Annotated in this window: 16 protein-coding genes, 1 tRNA gene, 1 rRNA gene and 1 pseudogene; 8 read left to right on the top strand and 11 right to left on the bottom strand. The window is 71.2% G+C overall.

All coding sequences use genetic code 11. The features are described from left to right. Positions 1-167: pseudogene (locus tag AC0AIB_RS28725) on the top strand (site-specific integrase); the annotation flags it as partial. 87 nt (positions 168-254) lie between these two features. Here AC0AIB_RS28725 and AC0AIB_RS28730 read toward each other — a convergent pair. After that, positions 255-341 (bottom strand) — tRNA-Ser (locus AC0AIB_RS28730). 75 nt (positions 342-416) lie between these two features. On the opposite strand from AC0AIB_RS28730, the gene deoD reads away from it, so the two are divergent. Then, the gene (deoD, locus tag AC0AIB_RS28735) at positions 417-1,127 is read left to right on the top strand and encodes a purine-nucleoside phosphorylase (protein ID WP_465097857.1); all 711 of its coding nucleotides are present in this window, start codon (positions 417-419) and stop codon (positions 1,125-1,127) included. A 153-nt stretch (positions 1,128-1,280) separates the two neighbouring features. On the opposite strand, the gene AC0AIB_RS28740 is transcribed toward deoD, so the two are convergent. The 4 genes from AC0AIB_RS28740 to AC0AIB_RS28755 all read right to left on the bottom strand — a co-directional run bounded on the left by AC0AIB_RS28740 (position 1,281) and on the right by AC0AIB_RS28755 (position 3,176). Then, positions 1,281-1,850, bottom strand: coding sequence for a nucleoside deaminase (locus tag AC0AIB_RS28740; RefSeq protein ID WP_465097866.1), 570 nt, complete (start codon positions 1,848-1,850; stop codon positions 1,281-1,283). A 64-nt stretch (positions 1,851-1,914) separates the two neighbouring features. Continuing rightward, positions 1,915-2,448 (bottom strand): tRNA adenosine deaminase-associated protein, encoded by a 534-nt coding sequence (locus AC0AIB_RS28745; protein ID WP_328342046.1) that lies wholly within the window; start codon positions 2,446-2,448, stop codon positions 1,915-1,917. A 113-nt stretch (positions 2,449-2,561) separates the two neighbouring features. Next, entirely contained in the window at positions 2,562-2,729 is a 168-nt protein-coding gene (locus AC0AIB_RS28750; RefSeq protein ID WP_204926980.1) for a hypothetical protein, read from the bottom strand. Positions 2,730-2,801: 72 nt separating this feature from the next. Continuing rightward, complete coding sequence (locus tag AC0AIB_RS28755; protein WP_465097858.1) at positions 2,802-3,176, bottom strand: hypothetical protein; 375 nt, start codon at positions 3,174-3,176, stop codon at positions 2,802-2,804. 172 nt (positions 3,177-3,348) lie between these two features. On the opposite strand from AC0AIB_RS28755, the gene AC0AIB_RS28760 reads away from it, so the two are divergent. The 3 genes from AC0AIB_RS28760 (at position 3,349) to AC0AIB_RS28770 (ending at position 8,371) form a co-directional block, all read left to right on the top strand. Then, positions 3,349-4,119, top strand: coding sequence for a M23 family metallopeptidase (locus AC0AIB_RS28760; protein WP_465097859.1), 771 nt, complete (start codon positions 3,349-3,351; stop codon positions 4,117-4,119). Positions 4,120-4,258: 139 nt separating this feature from the next. Continuing rightward, on the top strand, positions 4,259-7,219 hold the full coding sequence (locus AC0AIB_RS28765) for a glycosyl hydrolase (RefSeq protein WP_465097860.1): 2,961 nt from the start codon (positions 4,259-4,261) through the stop codon (positions 7,217-7,219). A gap of 75 nt (positions 7,220-7,294) precedes the next feature. Next, on the top strand, positions 7,295-8,371 hold the full coding sequence (locus AC0AIB_RS28770; protein ID WP_328342032.1) for a PHP domain-containing protein: 1,077 nt from the start codon (positions 7,295-7,297) through the stop codon (positions 8,369-8,371). Between the two features lie 155 nt (positions 8,372-8,526). Here AC0AIB_RS28770 and AC0AIB_RS28775 read toward each other — a convergent pair whose 3' ends face one another. Then, positions 8,527-9,591, bottom strand: a complete 1,065-nt coding sequence (locus AC0AIB_RS28775) for a DMT family transporter (protein ID WP_465097861.1) — start codon at positions 9,589-9,591, stop codon at positions 8,527-8,529. A gap of 178 nt (positions 9,592-9,769) precedes the next feature. Between AC0AIB_RS28775 and AC0AIB_RS28780 the strand changes: the two genes are divergently transcribed. Next, on the top strand, positions 9,770-10,438 hold the full coding sequence (locus tag AC0AIB_RS28780; protein ID WP_465097862.1) for a Uma2 family endonuclease: 669 nt from the start codon (positions 9,770-9,772) through the stop codon (positions 10,436-10,438). After that, positions 10,422-12,092, top strand: coding sequence for a DUF885 domain-containing protein (locus AC0AIB_RS28785; RefSeq protein ID WP_465097863.1), 1,671 nt, complete (start codon positions 10,422-10,424; stop codon positions 12,090-12,092). Before AC0AIB_RS28780 ends, AC0AIB_RS28785 begins: the two co-directional genes overlap by 17 nt. A gap of 156 nt (positions 12,093-12,248) precedes the next feature. Here the strand turns inward: AC0AIB_RS28785 and AC0AIB_RS28790 are convergent, their stop codons facing one another. From AC0AIB_RS28790 to AC0AIB_RS28800, 3 genes are all read right to left on the bottom strand, one after another. Then, on the bottom strand, positions 12,249-13,859 hold the full coding sequence (locus AC0AIB_RS28790; protein ID WP_465097864.1) for a DUF6114 domain-containing protein: 1,611 nt from the start codon (positions 13,857-13,859) through the stop codon (positions 12,249-12,251). A 78-nt stretch (positions 13,860-13,937) separates the two neighbouring features. Next, the gene (locus tag AC0AIB_RS28795) at positions 13,938-14,480 is read right to left on the bottom strand and encodes a DUF6230 family protein (protein WP_328348999.1); all 543 of its coding nucleotides are present in this window, start codon (positions 14,478-14,480) and stop codon (positions 13,938-13,940) included. A gap of 424 nt (positions 14,481-14,904) precedes the next feature. Beyond that, positions 14,905-15,030 (bottom strand): hypothetical protein, encoded by a 126-nt coding sequence (locus tag AC0AIB_RS28800; protein WP_328342023.1) that lies wholly within the window; start codon positions 15,028-15,030, stop codon positions 14,905-14,907. Between the two features lie 154 nt (positions 15,031-15,184). Here AC0AIB_RS28800 and AC0AIB_RS28805 point away from each other — a divergent pair, with 154 nt between their 5' ends. Beyond that, positions 15,185-17,008 (top strand): VanW family protein, encoded by a 1,824-nt coding sequence (locus tag AC0AIB_RS28805; protein WP_465097865.1) that lies wholly within the window; start codon positions 15,185-15,187, stop codon positions 17,006-17,008. Positions 17,009-17,331: 323 nt separating this feature from the next. On the opposite strand, the gene AC0AIB_RS28810 is transcribed toward AC0AIB_RS28805, so the two are convergent. Both AC0AIB_RS28810 and rrf read right to left on the bottom strand, forming a co-directional pair. Then, a complete protein-coding gene (locus tag AC0AIB_RS28810) occupies positions 17,332-17,958 on the bottom strand; it encodes an NADPH-dependent F420 reductase (RefSeq protein ID WP_328342019.1) in 627 nt (208 codons plus the stop codon). A gap of 248 nt (positions 17,959-18,206) precedes the next feature. Next, positions 18,207-18,323, bottom strand: a 5S ribosomal RNA gene (gene rrf / locus AC0AIB_RS28815). Positions 18,324-18,326 lie beyond the last annotated feature (3 nt).

An 18,326-nucleotide genomic window follows, 5' to 3' on the forward strand; every position in this document is an offset into this window, starting at 1 on the left:
TTCTCGGCGTCGCCGAGCGGGCGGTAATGGGCATCATGGGTTGGTCGAATTCGGCAATGGCGGTCCGGTACCAACACCTCACCGCCCAGGTCCGCCGGGACATCGCCAAGCGGGTCGGCGGGCTGCTCTGGGACAACCCGACGGAGGACCCGAAAACGCCCTCCTGAGCAGCAACTGAGACCGAAACTGAGACCACAAACGGAACGCCCGGTGCGATCCTCGCGGATCGACCGGGCGTTTCGCCTGTTCGTGAGCGGTGGCGGCGGGATTTGAACCCGCGGAGGGCGTAAACCCTCACACGCTTTCGAGGCGTGCTCCTTAGGCCACTCGGACACGCCACCGCCGACGAGGGTACAGGAACCCCGGTTCCGATGCCGCACCGGTATCGCCCCGGCCGGCCTGGCAGGATCTTTGCCATGAGTACGCACATCGGCGCGAAGCCGGGCGAGATCGCCGAGCGGGTCCTGATGCCGGGCGACCCGCTGCGGGCCAAGTGGATCGCGGAGACCTACCTCGAGGACGCCACGTGCTACTCGACGGTGCGGGGCATGCTGGGCTTCACCGGGCGGTGGAACGGCGTCGAGGTCTCCGTCCAGGGTTCGGGCATGGGCATGCCGTCCGCCTCCATCTACGCCCACGAGCTGATCAACGAGTACGGCGCGAAGACCCTGATCCGGGTCGGCTCCTGCGGCGCGCTCACCGAGGATCTCCAACTGCGGGACGTGATCGCGGCGATCGGGTCGTCGACCGACTCGAACATGAACCGGATGCGCTTCGACGGGTTGATCGACTACGCCCCGGTCGCCGACTTCGGGTTGCTGCGTACCTCGGTCGAGGTGGCCGAGCGGCGCGGCATCACCATGCACGTCGGGCCGATCCTCGCCGCCGACGCCTTCTACACCGACCGGCCGGACCTGTACGACACCCTCGCCGACTACGGCGTGCTGGCGGTGGAGATGGAGTCGGCCGCCCTCTACACGATCGCCGCCCGGTTCAAGGCCCGCGCGCTGACCCTGCTGACGGTCAGCGACCACATCAAGACCGGCGCGAAGACCACCGCGCAGGAACGCGAGCAGACCTTCGGCCAGATGGTGGAGATCGCCCTGGACACCGCCGTCACCCGCTGAGCCCGGCCCACCACAGGGCCGATGCGGTGGTATCGCCGGCACGCGGACACCGCCGCATCGGCCCTGCCGAGTGATCAGGCAGGAGCCCGCCGGGGGCCGCACGGAAAGCCCGGGTGGTCACACGGGACCGTCAGGCGGCTGCCCGTTAGCTGGTCAGCGGAAGAAGGCGCGCAGGATGGTGGCGTTCTCGGCGGCCAGGACGCCGGCATAGACCTCGGGGCGGTGGTTGAGGCGACGGTCGCGCAGCACGTCCCAGAGCGAGCCGGCGGCCCCGGTCTTGGGCTCCCAGGCGCCGAAGACGACAGTCGAGATCCGGGCCAGCACCAGCGCGCCCGCGCACATGGTGCACGGCTCCAGGGTCACCACAAGCGTGCAGTCGTCCAGCCGCCAGCGGCCCAACCGCGCGGCGGCCCGCCGCAACGCCAGCACCTCGGCGTGGGCGGTCGGATCCCCGGTCAACTCCCGTTCGTTACGGCCGACGGCCAACTCGGTGCCGTCCGGGCCGTAGACCACCGCACCCACCGGCACGTCCTCCACCGCCCCACCACCGAAACCGCCGGGCCCGATGGAACCGTCCGGCCCGACGGGACCGTCGGCGGAGGGTAGGTCCGGGCCGGTGACGGCGATCTCCAGCGCGCGGCGCATCCACCGCTCGTGCCGTTGCCGGCGGCCGGTGGAATCCGGAACGGCCTGCCGGCCGGTCGCCCCCGGGCCGCTTCCCATCGGCACCGTCGGGCCACCGTCGGTGCCGAACGCCCCTGTCACGTCGTCGCCGGCGGGTGAGGGCTCAGACCTCACGCAGCTCTTCGACCTCGTCGACGCAGCCGAGCACCTGGCACACCTCGGCGGTCACGTCGGCCGGGAGCATGCCCTCGTGGGCACAGAGCTTGAGCAGATGCTGGGCGGAGATGCCCAGATCGGCGAGGATGTCGGCGTCGCCCACCGGGTCGGCCTCGGGGTCCACGACCGGTTGCTCGCTCTCCTCGTCGCCCCCACCGGCGGTGGTCGACGGCGGCTCGTCGACGTCGTCGAGGCCGGTGACCGAGGTCTTGAGATCGCCGACGAGCAGCGCACCCAGCCGGGACTCCTCCGCGTACGCCGAATCGGAACCGAAGACCTTCAGGTCCTCTCCCTCGTCGAGGCGCAGCAGCACCAGGTACGCGTCGTCGGCCTCGACGAAGAGCAGCGACACGTCGGCCTCCGGTTCGACATCGCGCAGCCGGTCGGCGACCTCGTCGATGTCGGTGGCGCCCCGCAGGTTCACCTCGGCGGCGTTCCAGCCGCCCTCGTCGCGCACCACGGCGGCAGCGAAGTACGACATGGTTCCCCCAAAAGACCTCGGCACGGCCGACTCGTTACGCGTGCACGTTAACCGGTCGGGTCGGCAGCCGACCGGTCAACGCCCCGAAGGACCGGGCAATCCCGGAAAGTTCGTCAGCCGGCGACGCGGCGACGGGTGGCGATGAGCTGGCGTAGCCGCTCGGTGCGTTCCCGCTGGGGCCGTTCCCGCTGGCGTACCGAGCGGGCTCCCGCCAGCTCGGCGAGAATCTGCAGGCGACGCCGGCTCCGCTCGGAGTCGAGCCGCGGGGTGTTCCAGGCCATGACAAGAGCGTCCCCAGTCACAGCGAGTACGTCAAGATGATGCGGCAAACGAAGCCGTGCGATCACCGTGAGTCACCACATCGGCCAGTCCGCGCTGACCGCCCACCGTGTCACGACGACTGCGAACGCGATGCTCCAACCACCCGCGGTGACGATAGCGACGCCGGTGCCGACCCCCCGGTCGCCGTACCGGACCAGAGCCAGTGCGGCGAGCCAGGCCAGCGCACCGGCGACGACCGTCCACCAGGCGTACCCGCCGACGTCCCGGCCGAGCAGGCCGAAGAGCACCAGCCAGGCGGCGGCGAGCGCACCCCCCGTGGCCACCGCGGCACCGGTGACCGGGTGCGGTTCCCGCCAGGTCGGCCGCCGGGGCCGCCCGGCGGGAAAGAGCCCCGAGGAGGCGTACGGGACCTGCGGCGGAGCGGGTCCGGGCTGGTGGTTCGTCATGCTCACTGCTCCCCCTCCGACCGGACGGACCACACCGCACCCGCAGCGCCCCTGCCGGACTGCCGACCGAAGGGGACCGGCAGGTCATGCCAGGGCCGAGAGCCGGCCCACCGGGTCGGCCGGTGCCGCTGTCGGTGTGACCTCCACCGTAGCGGTCTGCCAGGATGTCCGAATGTCCCTGCTGCGGCCCGACCGACGGCCCACCCGTCCGGCGTACCCCGTCCTGCTGCTGGTGGCGGCGTTGCTGGGTGGCTGCGGGACGGACCGACCGGCCGCGCCCCCGGTCTGGGACGGACCGACGGCGGTGGCCACCGGTGACCAGCCGTCGGTGCCGGTGACCCCCACCGGCGCACCCTCGACCACGCCGACCCCGGCCGGGTCGCCGTCGGCCACCCCGGTCCCGACCACCCTGCGCCGGGTCTTTCCGGTACGGGCGGGCAACGTCGACTACCACCCGACGCACTCGGGGTATCCGGGCACCGACATCTTCGCCGACTGCGGTGAGCCGGTGGTGGCGGTCACCGACGGGACGGTCCTGGAGGTGAGCCGGATGGACCGGTTCGACAAGAAGGGGCCGCTGGGTCCGTACAACGGTGGTCTGTCGGTGTCGTTGCTGGGTGACGACGGGGTGCGGTACTACGGGTCGCACCTGAGTGCGATCAGCGCGGGGATCGACGCGGGGGTCCGGGTGACCGCCGGCCGGCAGCTCGGCGAGGTGGGCCGGACGGGCAACGCGAACAACGTCTGCCACCTGCACTTCGGGTTGTCACCGAAGTGCACCGGGCGCGACGACTGGTGGATCCGGCGGGGTGTGGTGTGGCCGGCGAAGTACCTGGACTCCTGGCGGGGCAAGGGCAACCGGTCGCCGGTCGCGGCGGTGGCCGCGTGGGAGCGCGAACACGGCTGCCCCCGCGCTCCGCGCGGCTCGTCCGCTGCCGGGTAGCCCACCGTACGCATTGACGTAGGTATTACCCGTCGGTTAACGTCCCGAGTGAGAGAGCGCTCTCTCAGGTAACTATCCTCCCCAATTCCGACGAACCGCGCAGTTGGCCGTCCCAGCGGCTCCGCGCGGAGGAGGCACCATGACACCTCCCGTCCCCCGGCGTCGCACCCCCTGGGTGCTCGCCACCACCACCGCGTTGGCCGTCGCCGTCGGCGGCCTCACCCTCACCACCGTCGGCACCCCCGCCGAGGCGGCCACCGTCGGCGCCGGCAGCTACACCACCGACCCGGTCGGCCCGCTGCCCAGTGGCTGCGGCGACCTGTCCACCAACCCCCGGCAGTACGCCACCGCCAACGCCCCCGCCGGGCCGATCCCCACCAACGACTGGTGGTCGTCGCTGCTGTGGAAGAAGACGAACTGCTCCTACAGCGAACCGCTGCACGCCCACCCGCTGTCGTACCAGACGTTCACCGACGGGCTCGGCTTCTCGGCCCCGTCCACCGCCACCGTCACCGGCACCTCGACCGGGGTGGGCGAGTTCAAGTACACCTACACCGAGGACATCCGGGTCGGGGTGGCCGCGCTCGGCGTACCTGTCGTCAAGGTCGACGACTGGTCCGACTGGACGGTCACCCCGTACTGGAGTGACGGGGCGCGGAGCCTGCGCGCCACCATCGGCCACGGGCTGCCGTTCGCCTACTTTCAGGCCACCGGTGGCGACGCCCAGATCAACCCGACCGGCGGCGCGGCCACCGTCTGGTCGAACACCGGCGGCACCATCGGCTTCACCGTCCGGGGCCACGACTACGTCGGGTACGCCCCGACCGGGGCGAGCTGGACCGTCGTCAACGGACGGATCACCTCCACCCTGGCCGGCAAGGGCTACTTCTCCGTCGCCCTGCTGCCGCCCACCGCCGACGCCACCGCCCGCGCCGCCCTGGCCGCCAGCTACGGCCGGTACGCCCACGCGCACGTCACCGGCACCCGGGTCGACTACACCTACGACCCGGCGACCAGCGCGGTGAACACCACGTACTCGTTCACCACCACCGCCCGGGAGGGCACCGCCACCCAGACCGTGGTCAGCCTCTACCCGCACCAGTGGAAGTCGCTCGCCGGCAGCACCCCGCTCACCCAGACCTACCCGTCGGCGCGCGGCCGGATGAAGGTGCTGACCGGGGTGGCCTCCTTCCGCACCTCGATGAAGTTCCACGGGGTCCTGCCCGAACTGCCCGCCGTGGGCACCGGGTCGGGTGCCGACCTGGCCCAGCTCAAGGAGCAGCTCGCCGCCGTCCGGGGCAACCCGATGGACCAGCGCGGCGGGGACACCTACTGGACCGGCAAGGGCCTCGGCCGGGCCGCCCGGATCGCCGAGATCGCCGACCAGGTGGGCGACACCGAGACCCGTAACTCGGCACTGAACGCCATCCGCAGCACCCTGACCGACTGGTTCACCGCCACCCCCGGCAAGACCGCCAAGGTCTTCTACTACGACCGCAACTGGGGCACCCTGATCGGCTACCCGGCGTCGTACGGGTCCGACCAGGAGCTCAACGACCACCACTTCCACTACGGGTACTTCGTCGCGGCGGCGGCCACGCTTGCCAAGTTCGACCCGGCATGGGCCGCGCAGAGTCAGTACGGCGGCATGGTCGACCTGCTCATCCGGGACGCCAACAACTACAACCGGGCCGACACCCGCTTCCCCTACCTGCGGGACTTCGACATCTACGCCGGGCACGACTGGGCCTCCGGGCACGGCTCGTTCAACGCCGGCAACAACCAGGAGTCCTCGTCCGAGGGGATGAACTTCGCCAACGCTCTGATCCAGTGGGGGCAGGCCACCGGCAACACCGCCGTCCGCGACGCGGGCGTGTTCATCTACACCACCCAGGCCGCCGCCATCCAGGAGTACTGGTTCGACGTCGACAACGAGAACTACCCGGAGACGTTCGGGCACTCCACCGTCGGCATGGTCTGGGGCGACGGTGGCGCGTACGCGACCTGGTTCAGCGCCGACCCGGAGATGATCCAGGGCATCAACATGCTCCCGGTCACCGGCGGCCACCTCTACCTCGGCTACCGGCCGGCCTACAACAAGGCGAACTACGCCGAACTGGTCCGCAACAACGGCGGCGAACCCACCGTGTGGCAGGACATCCTCTGGCAGTTCCTGGCCCTCGGTGATCCGGACGCGGCGCTGGCCAAGCTACGGGCCAACCCCGGTTACACCCCGGAGGAGGGCGAGAGCCGGGCACACACCTTCCACTGGATCCGCAACCTCGCCGCGCTCGGCCAGGTCGACACCACGGTCACCGCCAACCATCCGCTGGCCGCCGTGTTCAACCGCAACGGCGCACGCACCTACGTGGCAAGCAACATCACCGCCGCGCCGTTGACCGTGCGCTTCTCCGACGGCACCAGCCTCACCGTGGCCGCCGGGAAGACCGCCACCACCGGGGCGTACACCTGGAGCGGTGGCAACGCGGCCGGCGGCACCAACCCGAGCCCCACGCCGACCACGTCCCCGACCACGTCGCCCACCCCCACCCCGACCGGGCCGAGCCCCACGCCGACCGGCCCGTCGCCGACCCCGACCAGCCCGACCCCGCCGCCGACCACCCCGCCGGCCGGCTCGCCGACCAGGTTCCTGCTGCCCGGTGGCGGGCTCGGGGCCTCCGGCACCGCGACGACGGCCACGGTGGCCGGCACCGGTGGCACGAACCACGACGGCACCCCGGCCAACCCGGTGGTCTTCACCGCCACAGGGCTCAACCTGACCTACGCCGGGGGCCAGACCGGGTTCGACCTGTTCCTCGACGCCGGCCAGTCGGTAGGCAACGGCGTGCAGGCCCGGGTCTCCTACGACCTGACCGGTGACGGCACCTTCGACCGGGTGGAGACGTACCGCTACTTCGCCACCGATCCGGTGCCCGGCTACGAGCACTACACGCAGAACGCCGGGCTGCACTCCGCCGTCGGCACGCTGGGCAACCTCTCCCGGGGCACGGTGAAGGTGGAGGTCTGGTCGGCGATCGGCGTCAACCCGTCCACCCTCGGCATCGGCAACCAGTCGGTGGTGAAGCTGCCGTACTCCTGATCCGTCCCTGCTGTCCACACTCCGCGCCGCCGGTCGTCCCCCGACCGGCGGCGCGGACGCGTAGGTTGACCAGACATGAGCGCCAGAGACCCCGTCGCCGACCTGCGTCGGATCGCGTTCCTGCTGGAGCGGGCAAACGAGGCCACCTACCGGGTACGCGCGTTCCGCTCGGCGGCGACCGCCCTCGCCGCGCTGCCGGCGACGGAGCTGACCGACCGGAACCGGGCCGGAACGCTCACCGAACTACCCGGCGTCGGTGACGTCACCGCCCGCTGCGTCACCGAGTCGCTGGCCGGCGAGGAACCGGTCTACCTGCGCCGGCTGGTCGCCACCGAGGGCACCGACCTGGACGAGGCGGCCGGCGCGCTGCGGGCCGCGCTGCGTGGCGACTGCCACACCCACTCGGACTGGTCCGACGGCGGGTCACCGATCGAGGAGATGGCGCTCGCCGCTGTCGAGATCGGCCACGAGTACGTGGTGCTGACCGACCACTCGCCCCGGCTGACGGTGGCCCGGGGGCTCACCGCCGACCGGCTGCGCCAGCAGCTCGACCATGTGGCGGCGGTGAACGCGGCGCTGCCCGAGGGCTTCCGCATCCTCACCGGGATCGAGGTGGACATCCTCGCCGACGGCTCCCTCGACCAGGACGAGGAGCTGCTGGCCCGGCTCGACGTGGTGGTCGGTTCGGTGCACAGCGGCCTGCGCGACGAACGGGCGAGGATGACCCGCCGGATGCTCACCGCGGTCGCCAACCCGCACCTGGACATCCTCGGCCACTGCACCGGGCGGATGGTGTCGTCCCGACCGGCCGGGGTGACCGGCCCGGGCGACCGGGGGCACCGGGCGCGGACCCGCCCCGAGAGCGACTTCGACGCGGACGCCGTCTTCGCCGCCTGCGCCGAGCACGACGTGGCCGTGGAGATCAACTCCCGGCCGGAGCGGCAGGACCCGCCGAAGCGGCTGATCCGCCGCGCCCTGGAGGCCGGCTGCCGGTTCGCCATCGACACCGACGCGCACGCCCCCGGGCAGCTCGACTGGCAGCGGTTCGGTTGCGTCCGGGCCGCCCTGTGCGGTGTCCCCGCCGACCGGGTGGTCAACACCTGGCCGGCCGACCGCCTGGTCGACTGGACCCGCACCCGCACCCACTCCTGACCCGCCCCTGACCCGGGTCCCGCCTCCTGCCGGTCGCCGCCCAACGCCCAACGCCCAACGCCCAACGCCCAACGCCCGCGATGATCCGCTCCCCGGGGGCCTGGTTGCGGTATCCGAGCTGGCGGGACACCGCAACTACGACTCCCTGGAGTCGATCATCGCGGAGGGCGGGCTGACGGGGACCCGGTCACCGCCCGGCAGCGGACGGCGTGCCTGACCGGCGCACCCCCACCGGACAACGGCTCGACGCCGGACAACGGCTCGACGCCGGACGAGCTGGCCGCAGCGGGCGTCCGGCGGGGTCGGCGGGGACCGAGCAGGCCCTGTGCGACGGCAACGCCGAGCAGTACGACCAGCGCACCGGCCGGCTGGTGCCAGTTCAGCCGCTCGCCGAGCACCAGCGCGCCGATCAGCACCGCGAAGATCGGCACCAGGTAGGTCACCGTGGCGGCGGTGCTCGCCCCGGCCATCCGGATGTTGCGCAGATTGATCACGAAGGCCAGCCCGGTGCCGAGCGCACCGAGCGCCAGCACGCTCCCGACCACCGGCCACGACAGACCGGTCGGTGCCGGCGGCACCCCGGCCACCAGCGGCCCGACGACCGCCAGTTGAGCGGTGGCCACCAGCAGCTGCGCCGCCGAGAGCGACAGCCCGGAGTGGGCACTGCCGGCGACGAACCTCTTCTGGTACGGAATGGCCACCCCGTAGCAGGCCGCCGCACCGAAGCACATCAACTGGCCGGCGAAGTGCGCCCCGCCCACCCCCTCCCAGACGCCGAGCACCACCAGCACGCCGAGGAAGCCCAGCCCGAGCCCGACGGCGGCCCGCGCGGTCAACCGCTCGGTACGGAAGACCAGCACCGCCAGTGGCAGCACGAACAGCGGTGTGGTGGCGTTCCAGATGCCGGCGAGCATCGACTCGACCCGTTGCTCGCCGTAGCCGAAGAGGGTGAACGGGATCGCCACACCGAAGGCGGCGACCACCACCATGTGCACCCAGACCCTGGGCTCGCGGGGCAGCCGGTCCCGGAGCAGCACCAACACCACCAGCAGCGTCGCCGCGCCGGTCGCCACCCGGTAGAGGGTGAGGTGCAGCGGGTGCAGTTCCGCGATGCCGACCTTGATGAACAGGAAGCTGGAGCCCCAGATCGCGGCGAGGGCGAGGAAGCCCGGCAGCCAGGTTCGCAGCGCGGCTCGGTCAGGGGTGGTGTGGCCTGTCACCCCTTGCACTCTGCCGCAGTGGCACGACGAAGTCCCGCGGATTTCGGCCACCGTGTCGTCGGCCACAGAGACCATCCGACTTGCGGACGATCCCGGCGGTCCGGGTGACCTGCTGCCCTGAGCCAGGCGACAGGAACTCCGGCGGCTCCGCCTCGTTGATCGACCGGAGGTGTCGTGATTGAGGTCGTCGACGAACGGTGCCGCACCGGTGCCGGCCCTGGCCGGTGGTTGGACCGTACGGCAGGCGGAGCGGCACCTGCCGGCCGGCGCGCTGGCCGGTGCCCGGCACGAGTGCGTCGACGGCCGGCTGGTGGTCACCCCGTTCCCACCGGCCGTCGAAAGTGTGGCGACGGCGGCTCTGGCCAGCGCGTTCGTCCCGGCGGCCGAGGCGACCGGCCGGCACGTGCTCGGCCGGGTCAACCTGACCTTCACCGCGTCCTGCTGGATCCAACCGGACGTCACCGTCCTGCACTCCCTGCCGGCCGACGACGAGCAGGAACGCTGGGTGACGGCGACACTGTGCACGATGGCGGTGGAGTTCGTCCGGCGCGGTGACCGGCCGGACCCGGTCGACCGGCTGCGCCGTTGCGCGACGGCGGGGGTGCCGTGGTTCCTGCGGGTGGAGCTGGATCGGCGACCCCAGCGGATGACCGCGACCCTGTGGGGTAGGGACGACGGCGGCGGCTACCCGGTCGTGGGCCGGGCGGTCGGTGGCCAACGGCTGCGCTCCCGGTTGCCCTTCCCGATCGACTTCGCCCCGGCCCGCCTGCTGCCCCGAACCCGACAAGCGTGTTCGACAACCGGAACCGACGATCACGTAGGGTCGCAGCGTGGGACGAATCGATGACCTCGCGAACCGGTACGTGGCCGACTGGGCACCGCTGAGCCCGACCGGCGCCACCTACGTCGGTATCTCCGGCTACGACGACCAACTCGACGACCTCTCGCCCGCCGGCTACGAGGCACGGGCCGAGCTGACCCGGCGCACCCTTGCCGACCTGGACGTGACCGAGCCGGAGTCAGTGGCGGAGCGGACCGCCAAGGAGGCCATGCAGGAACGCCTCGGCCTGGAGCTGGCCCGTTACGAGGCGGGCGAGATCACCAGCGAGGTGAACGTGATCGCCAGCGGGCTGCACGAGATCCGGATGGTCTTCGACCTGATGTCCACCGAGGGTGAGCAGGGCCGGGCCGATGTCGCCGCCCGCCTCAACCGCTTCGCCGGCACGTTGGAGGGCTACAAGACCACCCTGCGCGAAGCCGCCGCCGCCGGCCGGGTCAGCTCCAAGGTGCAGCTGACCGAGGTGGCCAAGCAGTGCGACAGCTGGACCGATCCGCACGGCGACAACTTCTTCCACGGCCTGGTGCAGCGGTTGGACGTCGACGGCACGCTCGGCGCCGAGCTGCGCCGGGGTGCGGCGGCGGCGACCGCGGCGACCGCGGAGTTCGGCCAGTTCCTGCGTACCGAACTGGTCCCGCACGGGCGGGACAAGCAGGCCGCCGGCCGGGAGCGCTACGAGTTGGCCTCGCAGTACTTCCTCGGCGCGAAGGTCGACCTGGACGAGACGTACGCCTGGGGTTTCGCGGAGCTGGCCCGGTTGGAGGCCGAGATGCGGACGGTGGCCGCCCGGATCGCCGGCCCGGGTGCCACCATCGACGAGGCGGTGACCGCGTTGGACGCCGACCCGGCCCGGACCATCCGTGGCAAGGAGGCGTTCCGGGACTGGATGCAGGCGCTGGCCGACAAGGCGATCGGCGAGCTGCACGGCACCCACTTCGACATCCCCGAGCAGGTACGCCGCATCGAGTGCTGCGTCGCCCCGACCAGTGACGGGTCGATCTACTACACCGGGCCGAGCGAGGACTTCTCCCGTCCTGGCCGGATGTGGTGGGCGGTGCCGCAGGGGGTCACCGAGTTCTCCACCTGGCGCGAGGTGACCACGGTCTACCACGAGGGCGTCCCCGGCCACCACCTCCAGGTCGCCCAGACCGCCGTCCGGGCGGAGCTGCTCAACCGCTGGCAGCGGCTGCTGTGCTGGGTCTCCGGCCACGGCGAGGGTTGGGCGCTCTATTCAGAGCGGCTGATGGACGAGTTGGGCTACCTGGAGGACCCGGGCGACAAGCTCGGCATGCTGGACGGGCAGGCGTTCCGGGCGGCCCGGGTGATCATCGACATCGGCATGCACCTGGAGCTGGAGATCCCACGGGACAATCCGTTCGGGTTCCACCCGGGTGAGCGGTGGACGCCGGAACTGGGCTGGGAGTTCATGCGCACGCACTGCCGGGTGCCGGAGGAGAACCTACGGTTCGAGCTGAACCGTTACCTGGGTTGGCCGGGGCAGGCGCCGTCGTACAAGGTGGGCGAGCGGATCTGGCTCCAGGCCCGGGAGGACGCGAAGGCCCGGCGGGGTGCCGACTTCGACCTGAAGGAGTTCCACCGGCAGGCGCTCGACCTGGGCGCGCTCGGGCTCGACCCGCTGCGCCGGGCACTGGCCCGCCTCTGAACCGTGACCGGGCACCCGCCCGCTCAGGCCAGCGGAGCCGGATGCGGTACGCCGGCCGGGCGGGTCCCGGCCCCTGCCGGGTGGGCCGCAGGCCGGGATCAGTGGTCGGGGGCGGGCGGGTGCCCGCCCCCGACGCACCTGGGGGTGGAGGAAAGCTCAGGAGAGGTCGAGCACCAGCGCGGGTCGGGCGGTCAGCGTGTCGGAGTCGACGAACGCCAGGTCGATCACCGGGTCGGTGAAGGTGATCGGGACCGGTGAGGTGATCGGGATGCCGTCGGGAAACGGCAGGTCCGGGGTCAGCGTGATCTTGATGCCGAGCAGCCGGCCGACGAACCGGGTGGCGTAGAACGCGACGTCGCCCCGTACGGTCAGCTCGTCGGTGACGTACCGCTGGTGGCGACCTGCCGGACCGTCCGCGACAAGCATGAAGTCGGCGGTGACCGCCTTGCTCATGCTGAACTTCAGCACCGTCAGCGTGCCGTCCGAGGTGGGCAGGTCGACGATCCCCTCGAACCGCAGCCCGGTCATGGTGACCTTGGTGCCGGTCAACTTGGACGGTTGGCGGGCTACCGTCGGCTGTCCCGGTTCGGCGGCGATCCTCGGTAACGGCTTGCCGACCTCGACCCGCTTCGAAGCGCTCGGAACCGGCTTTCCGCAGGTTCCCCGGCTGGGCCGGGCGGATTCCGTCGGAGAGGGGGAGGTGGACCCCTGGGCCGGGACGGTGGTGCTCGGCCCGGGTCGAGCACCGGAACCGACGACTGGCCTGCTGAGAATGGGCTCGGGGGTCGGGGATGCCTTCGAGGAACGCGCCGGGTTCCCCCGGGCCGCAGCCGTCCCGGCGTCGCTGTCGTCGCCGGTGAACAGGCTGGTGACGCCGTCGAGGAGGTCGGTGAGCAGGTTACCCCCGGGCGTCCCGGACGGCATGGGGCCCGGACTGTCGGACGGCGTGGGGCTCGGACCGGCCGGAGCGGACGGGCGTGGACCAGGTGCTGACGCGGCCTTCGTCGGCCCCGGGCAGGCTGGCTCCGCGAGTGCCGGTTGCGCCCCACGGACCGCGAGCGACGCGACCATGGAGGTGGTGGTCAGCACCAGCAGGACCGCGTACAGCCGCGGATCCCGATGGTGCGGGCGGTAGGGGCCACCGCCCGGCTCGACCGCCGGCAGGACCTGCGTGGTGTCGGTGCCTCCGGTTCCCTCCCGGTCCACCACTGCCGTCTCGCGGAGCGGATTGCGCGGTGGGGGCAACGTGTCGGTCAGTGGCCCGGTGGTGTGCTCCTCCCGGCGCGGCGGCATCAACTCGTCGACGAGGGGTGTCTCCTCTGCTGGCCCATCCGGCTGGGTGACCGTCTCGTTCCCGGCGGCAAGAGGTGCCGGGCTGCGGGCCGGGACCCAGGCGAAGCCCAGCGCGCTCCCCACCATGCCCAGGAGCAGCCCGATGAAGAACCCACCGAGGTTGACCCCGATCAGGGAGTAGACAGCCGTCACCGCCGCGATGACGGCGTAGAAGTAGCGTTGCTGCGGCGTGAACCACATCAGCATCCCGCAGGCGACCAGGATGACCGGGATCAGCCAGGACAGAAAGCCGGTCGGCCCCATCTGGAAGGTGAGACCACCGAGGCTCATCTGGGTGGTGGCGAAGATCTCCAGGCCGGCCAGCGCGGTGAGGAGTCCGCCCCAGAACGGCCGTACCCGTCGCCACCGGCGGAAAGCGCGCCACGCCCGAGCGATCCAGCTCTGTCGGGCAGGCCGCGCTGGGGCGGATTTCACGTGTCCTCCTGGCGGTTCTGACGTGGGTGGACAGAGCCGGGGCCCGTCGCGGTGTCCGCCACGGGCCCGGTCCTCAGATCAGAAGCACTCCTTGGCGGCGGCACCGACGTTGACCTTCAACTTCAGGCCGTTCAGGGTGAAGACACCAGCACTGGTGGAACGGGCCACCTGCTCAAGGTCCTTGATGACGACCTTGTCGGCGCTCTGGCCGAAGGACTTCGGGGTGGCGCCGGCGTTCAGGTCGGTGGCGTCCCGACCGATCTTGATGTTGGTGAACTCCGCGTCGCCCCCGAGCGAATCCATGTCGATGAGCAGGCCCTCGGCCGTCGCCGGCTTGCCGCCGCCACCGGCATTGATGGTGAGCACGATCGGCATGTCCGGCACCTTCACCGACTGGCAGAGGTCGTAGAGCTTGGCGTTGGTGATCTCGGAGACGGCCACCGGGTGGGCGGTCCCGTCCTTCTCCTTCACGAAGCCGCCGTACTGCTTGAAGCCGGTGCCCTCCAACGTGGAGGCACCGACCTTGAAGGTCTGGCCGGAGACGGCGAACGACGCGGCGATGGCGCCGTTGGACATGCCGAAGACGATCGCCCCGGCCACTGCGGTGGCTGGCACCATCATCGCGGCGAAGCGACGCCACCGTGTCCCGCCGGTCAGCTGGCGGCCTTCCGATTCACTCACGGGGTTCTCCTTGGCGAGGGGTCATCACCGAGCGCGGTCGCAGCTCGGGAGGGAGGTGGGTGGAGGGTGCTGCGGTTGCCACCGGGCCGGCGGCCTCGTGCAGTACGCGGATTGGATGTTCCCGCGAAGCGACCTACCTCACAAGACCCCTTGCTACCGGCCGGTAACGGGAAACAATCTTGAAGATGTCCGGATGTTACCGACGGTTAACATCGCCAGGCCGCAAAGTTCGCTCAATTCGCCCAGATCGCCGTGACCGAAGGGGGCTCCGCCACCCTGAGTAGAGGCATACTGACAAACATCACCTTTTGATAACGCTCGACTGAGGGTTGTCTGTGGGTGACGATTCCGGCGCAGAAACCGGTCACCCGGCCGGCAGCCCCCGGCTGCCGGGTGCGGCGAGCTGTGCCGCGAGCCACTGCGGGTCAGCGCGCAACGCCGCCGCCCGGTCGATTCCGCCGCCACCGTACGTCAATTCCCGTTCGCCCATCCGGACACCGTGCCACGAACGGCCATACACCGTGTGACCGGCTACGACACGCGGTGGTGAGGATGGCCGGACGCACGCTGTCGGCTGGCCGTCCGGTTGGCTACCGTAGGTGTCCCCGGGGGCCGCAACCCCCCGTGTGGTACGTCCGATCGAGGTGGCTGTGACCCTGTACGGCGACAACCAGGTCTCCGACGACCGCCCCACGGTGCAGGTCACCGCGGTGAGCTGGCCGGGCGAGGACGAGCCCACGACGGCCGGCGGGGCCGCGGGCTCGGGCTCCGGCGGCGGGCCGTGGTGGCGACGCGGGCGGGTGCTGCTCGCCGGTGGGGTGACCGCTGCGGTGCTGGCCGGGGTGGTCGGCGCGGGTGCCTGGGCGTACGCCGGGGACGTCCCGCGCGGCACCAGCGTGCTCGGCGCCGAGCTGGGTGGCCGCAGCCGCGCCGACGCGACGAAGGAGCTGCGGGCCGAGTTGGAGAAGCGGGCCGGCACGATGAACTCCCCGTTGACCGTGGTGGTGGGCGAGAACCGGGCGGAGATCAACCCCGCCGACGTCGGCCTGACCGTGGACGTGGACGCCACCGTCGCCGCCGCCACCGCCGCGCAGGCACACCCGGTGGACCGGCTGTTCGGCTCCCGTACGGTCGACCCGGTGGTGACCGTGGACGCCGCCAAGCTGGACGCGGCGTTGAAGACTGTCCTCGGCAAGCAGGGCCGGGACATGACGATGCCGGCGATCATCTTCACCGGCACCACCCCGAAGCCGGTGTACCCCAGGCCGAGCCTGACGCTGGATCCGGAGCAGTCGGCACAGGTGGTCCGCGCGGGCTGGCTGGCCGGGCAACCGGTGACGGTGCCGGTGGTGGAGAAGAACCCGGTGACCACCCGGGAGGAGGTGGACCGGCTGGTCGCCGAGCTGGCGAAGCCGGCCGTGGCCGCGCCGGTCACGATCACTTCCGACAAGGGGTCGGTAAGCGTCCCGCCGGCGGTGATCGCCCGCGCGCTGCGCTTCCCGGCCGACGACGAAGGGAAGCTGACGCCGAAGGTCGACGTGAAGCGGCTCCGGTCGGCGCTCGGCAGCAAACTGGCCGCGATCGAGTCCACGCCGAAGGACGCCGGCCTGACCATCTCCGGCGGCAAGCCGAAGGTGGTGCCGGGCCGGGCCGGGCAGCAGCTCGACTCGGCGGCGCTGGGGCGGGACCTGCTGGCGGTGCTGCCGAAGACGGACGGCCGCACGGTCACCGGGCAGCTCAAGGCGGCCGAGCCGGAGCTGACCGAGGCGAAGCTGGCCGAGCTGGGCATCAAGGAGCGGGTCTCCACCTTCTCCACCAAGTTCCCCGGCGGGCTCTCCTCACCGCGAAGCCAGAACATCATCCAGGCGGCGAAGGACGTGGACGGCACGATCGTGCAGCCGGGCGAGACGTTCTCGCTCAACGCGCACACCGGTGAGCGCGGCTACGGTCAGGGCTATCAGGACGCCCCGGTGATCGTCGGCGGCAAGCTGGTCCCCGGGGTCGGTGGCGGCGTCTCCCAGTTCACCACCACGCTCTTCAACGCCAGCTACTACGCCGGCCTCCAGGACGTCGAGCACAAGCCGCACTCTTTCTACTTCAGCCGCTACCCGGCGGTGATCGAGTCGACGATCTTCTGGCCGGACCTGGACTTCAAGTTCCGCAACAACACGCCGTACGGGGTGCTGATCGACACCGCGTACACCTCGAACACGATCACCGTGTCGATGTGGAGCACCAAGATCTACGACAGCGTCAAGACCGAGTACGGCCCCCGCCGCAACATCACCTCGCCGAAGACGGTCCACCTGGAGCCCGGCCCGAAGTGCATCGCCGCCGCCGGCAGCACCGGCTTCAGCCAGGACGCGTACCGGGTCATCAAGAAGGACGGCAAGGTCGTCAAGCGGGAGAAGTTCAGCTGGACCTACGGCCCCGAGCCCAACTTCGTCTGCGGTCCCAAGCCCTCCTGATCCCCACCCGCTCCCTGAGCCCACCCGCTCCCTGGATCCGAGCGCTGATCGAGGCCCCGCTGGCACCGTCGCCGGGACGGCAGACGTGCGCGGGCCACGGTCGGGGGCGAGGTGGTGGCGCAGTCAGGCCGGCCCGGTAGTGGCGGCCCCGGCACGAGCGCGGTTCGAGGCCCGCCGGGCCCAGGCACGGACGAGCCCCGCCGGCTGATCGCCGGCGGGGCTCCGTGCTTTCCGGGTATGCCCGGGGTGTTCCCGATCCGCCTGCCCTGGATGTTCCCGGGTGCGCCCCCGCCCGGGGTGTTCCCCGGATGCGCCAGGCCTGGTCAGGGACGGGCGTCGGCGAGTCCCTGGCGGACGCCCTCGGCATCCCGGTCGGTGCCGTAGACGGGGGTGTCTGGCTGCTGCCGCCAGCTCTCGTCGAGGGTGCCCGCGTCCACCGGGTCGAAGCCGAGCGCATCGACGAGCTGCATCACCAGTTGCTTGGCGTCGGCGTCGTCACCGGCCACCGGCAGCGCGATCCGCTCACCGGCGCCGGCGGGCTTGCCCTGGTCCATCAGGTGCGCGGCCTGGATGTTGTTGAAGGTCTTCACCACCCGGGCACCCTTGAGGTGATCGGCGGTCCACCGGCTGGAGCTGAGGCTGCGGTCGAGCAGCTCGGCGATGTCACCGTCACGCTGCGGGTAGTAGTTGTTCGCGTCGACGACGATCTTGCCGTCGAAGAGTGGTGCCGGCAGCTCGGGCACCACGAGCAGTGGGATCGCCACGACCACCACCTCCGCGTCCTGGACGGCCTGCTCGAGGGTGCCGGCGACCGCACCTGTCTCCTGGGCCAGCTCGGTCAGGCTCTGCGGCCCCCGCGAGTTCGTGACTGTCACGTCGTGCCCGAGGGAACGCAGCCGCCGGGTGAGGGTGCCGCCGATGTGCCCCGAACCAATGATTCCGATCTTCATGACCACTCCTGCCTCCGCCGCTCCCGACGGTCAGTTCCGGTCGTACGGTCAGCAGGTACCCCGACCGGTCCGCTCCGATTGCGAACGAGGCGTACTCCACGTCACGTTTTCCGTTGAGCTGATGCGACCCCCCGAAGCCGGGTCCAGCATCGACGGTACGAGGTGAGGGCTCCTGTCCGGGGCGATTCACCGAACCACGGGGGAAATGCAGTAAGCCCACCCCGCGGGGTGGGCTTACTGCGAAAGTTGTCCGGCGGTGTCCTACTCTCCCACACCCTCCCGAGTGCAGTACCATCGGCGCTGGAGGGCTTAGCTTCCGGGTTCGGAATGTGACCGGGCGTTTCCCCTCCGCCATGACCGCCGTAACT

This window comes from Micromonospora sp. DSM 43699, assembly GCF_055517075.1.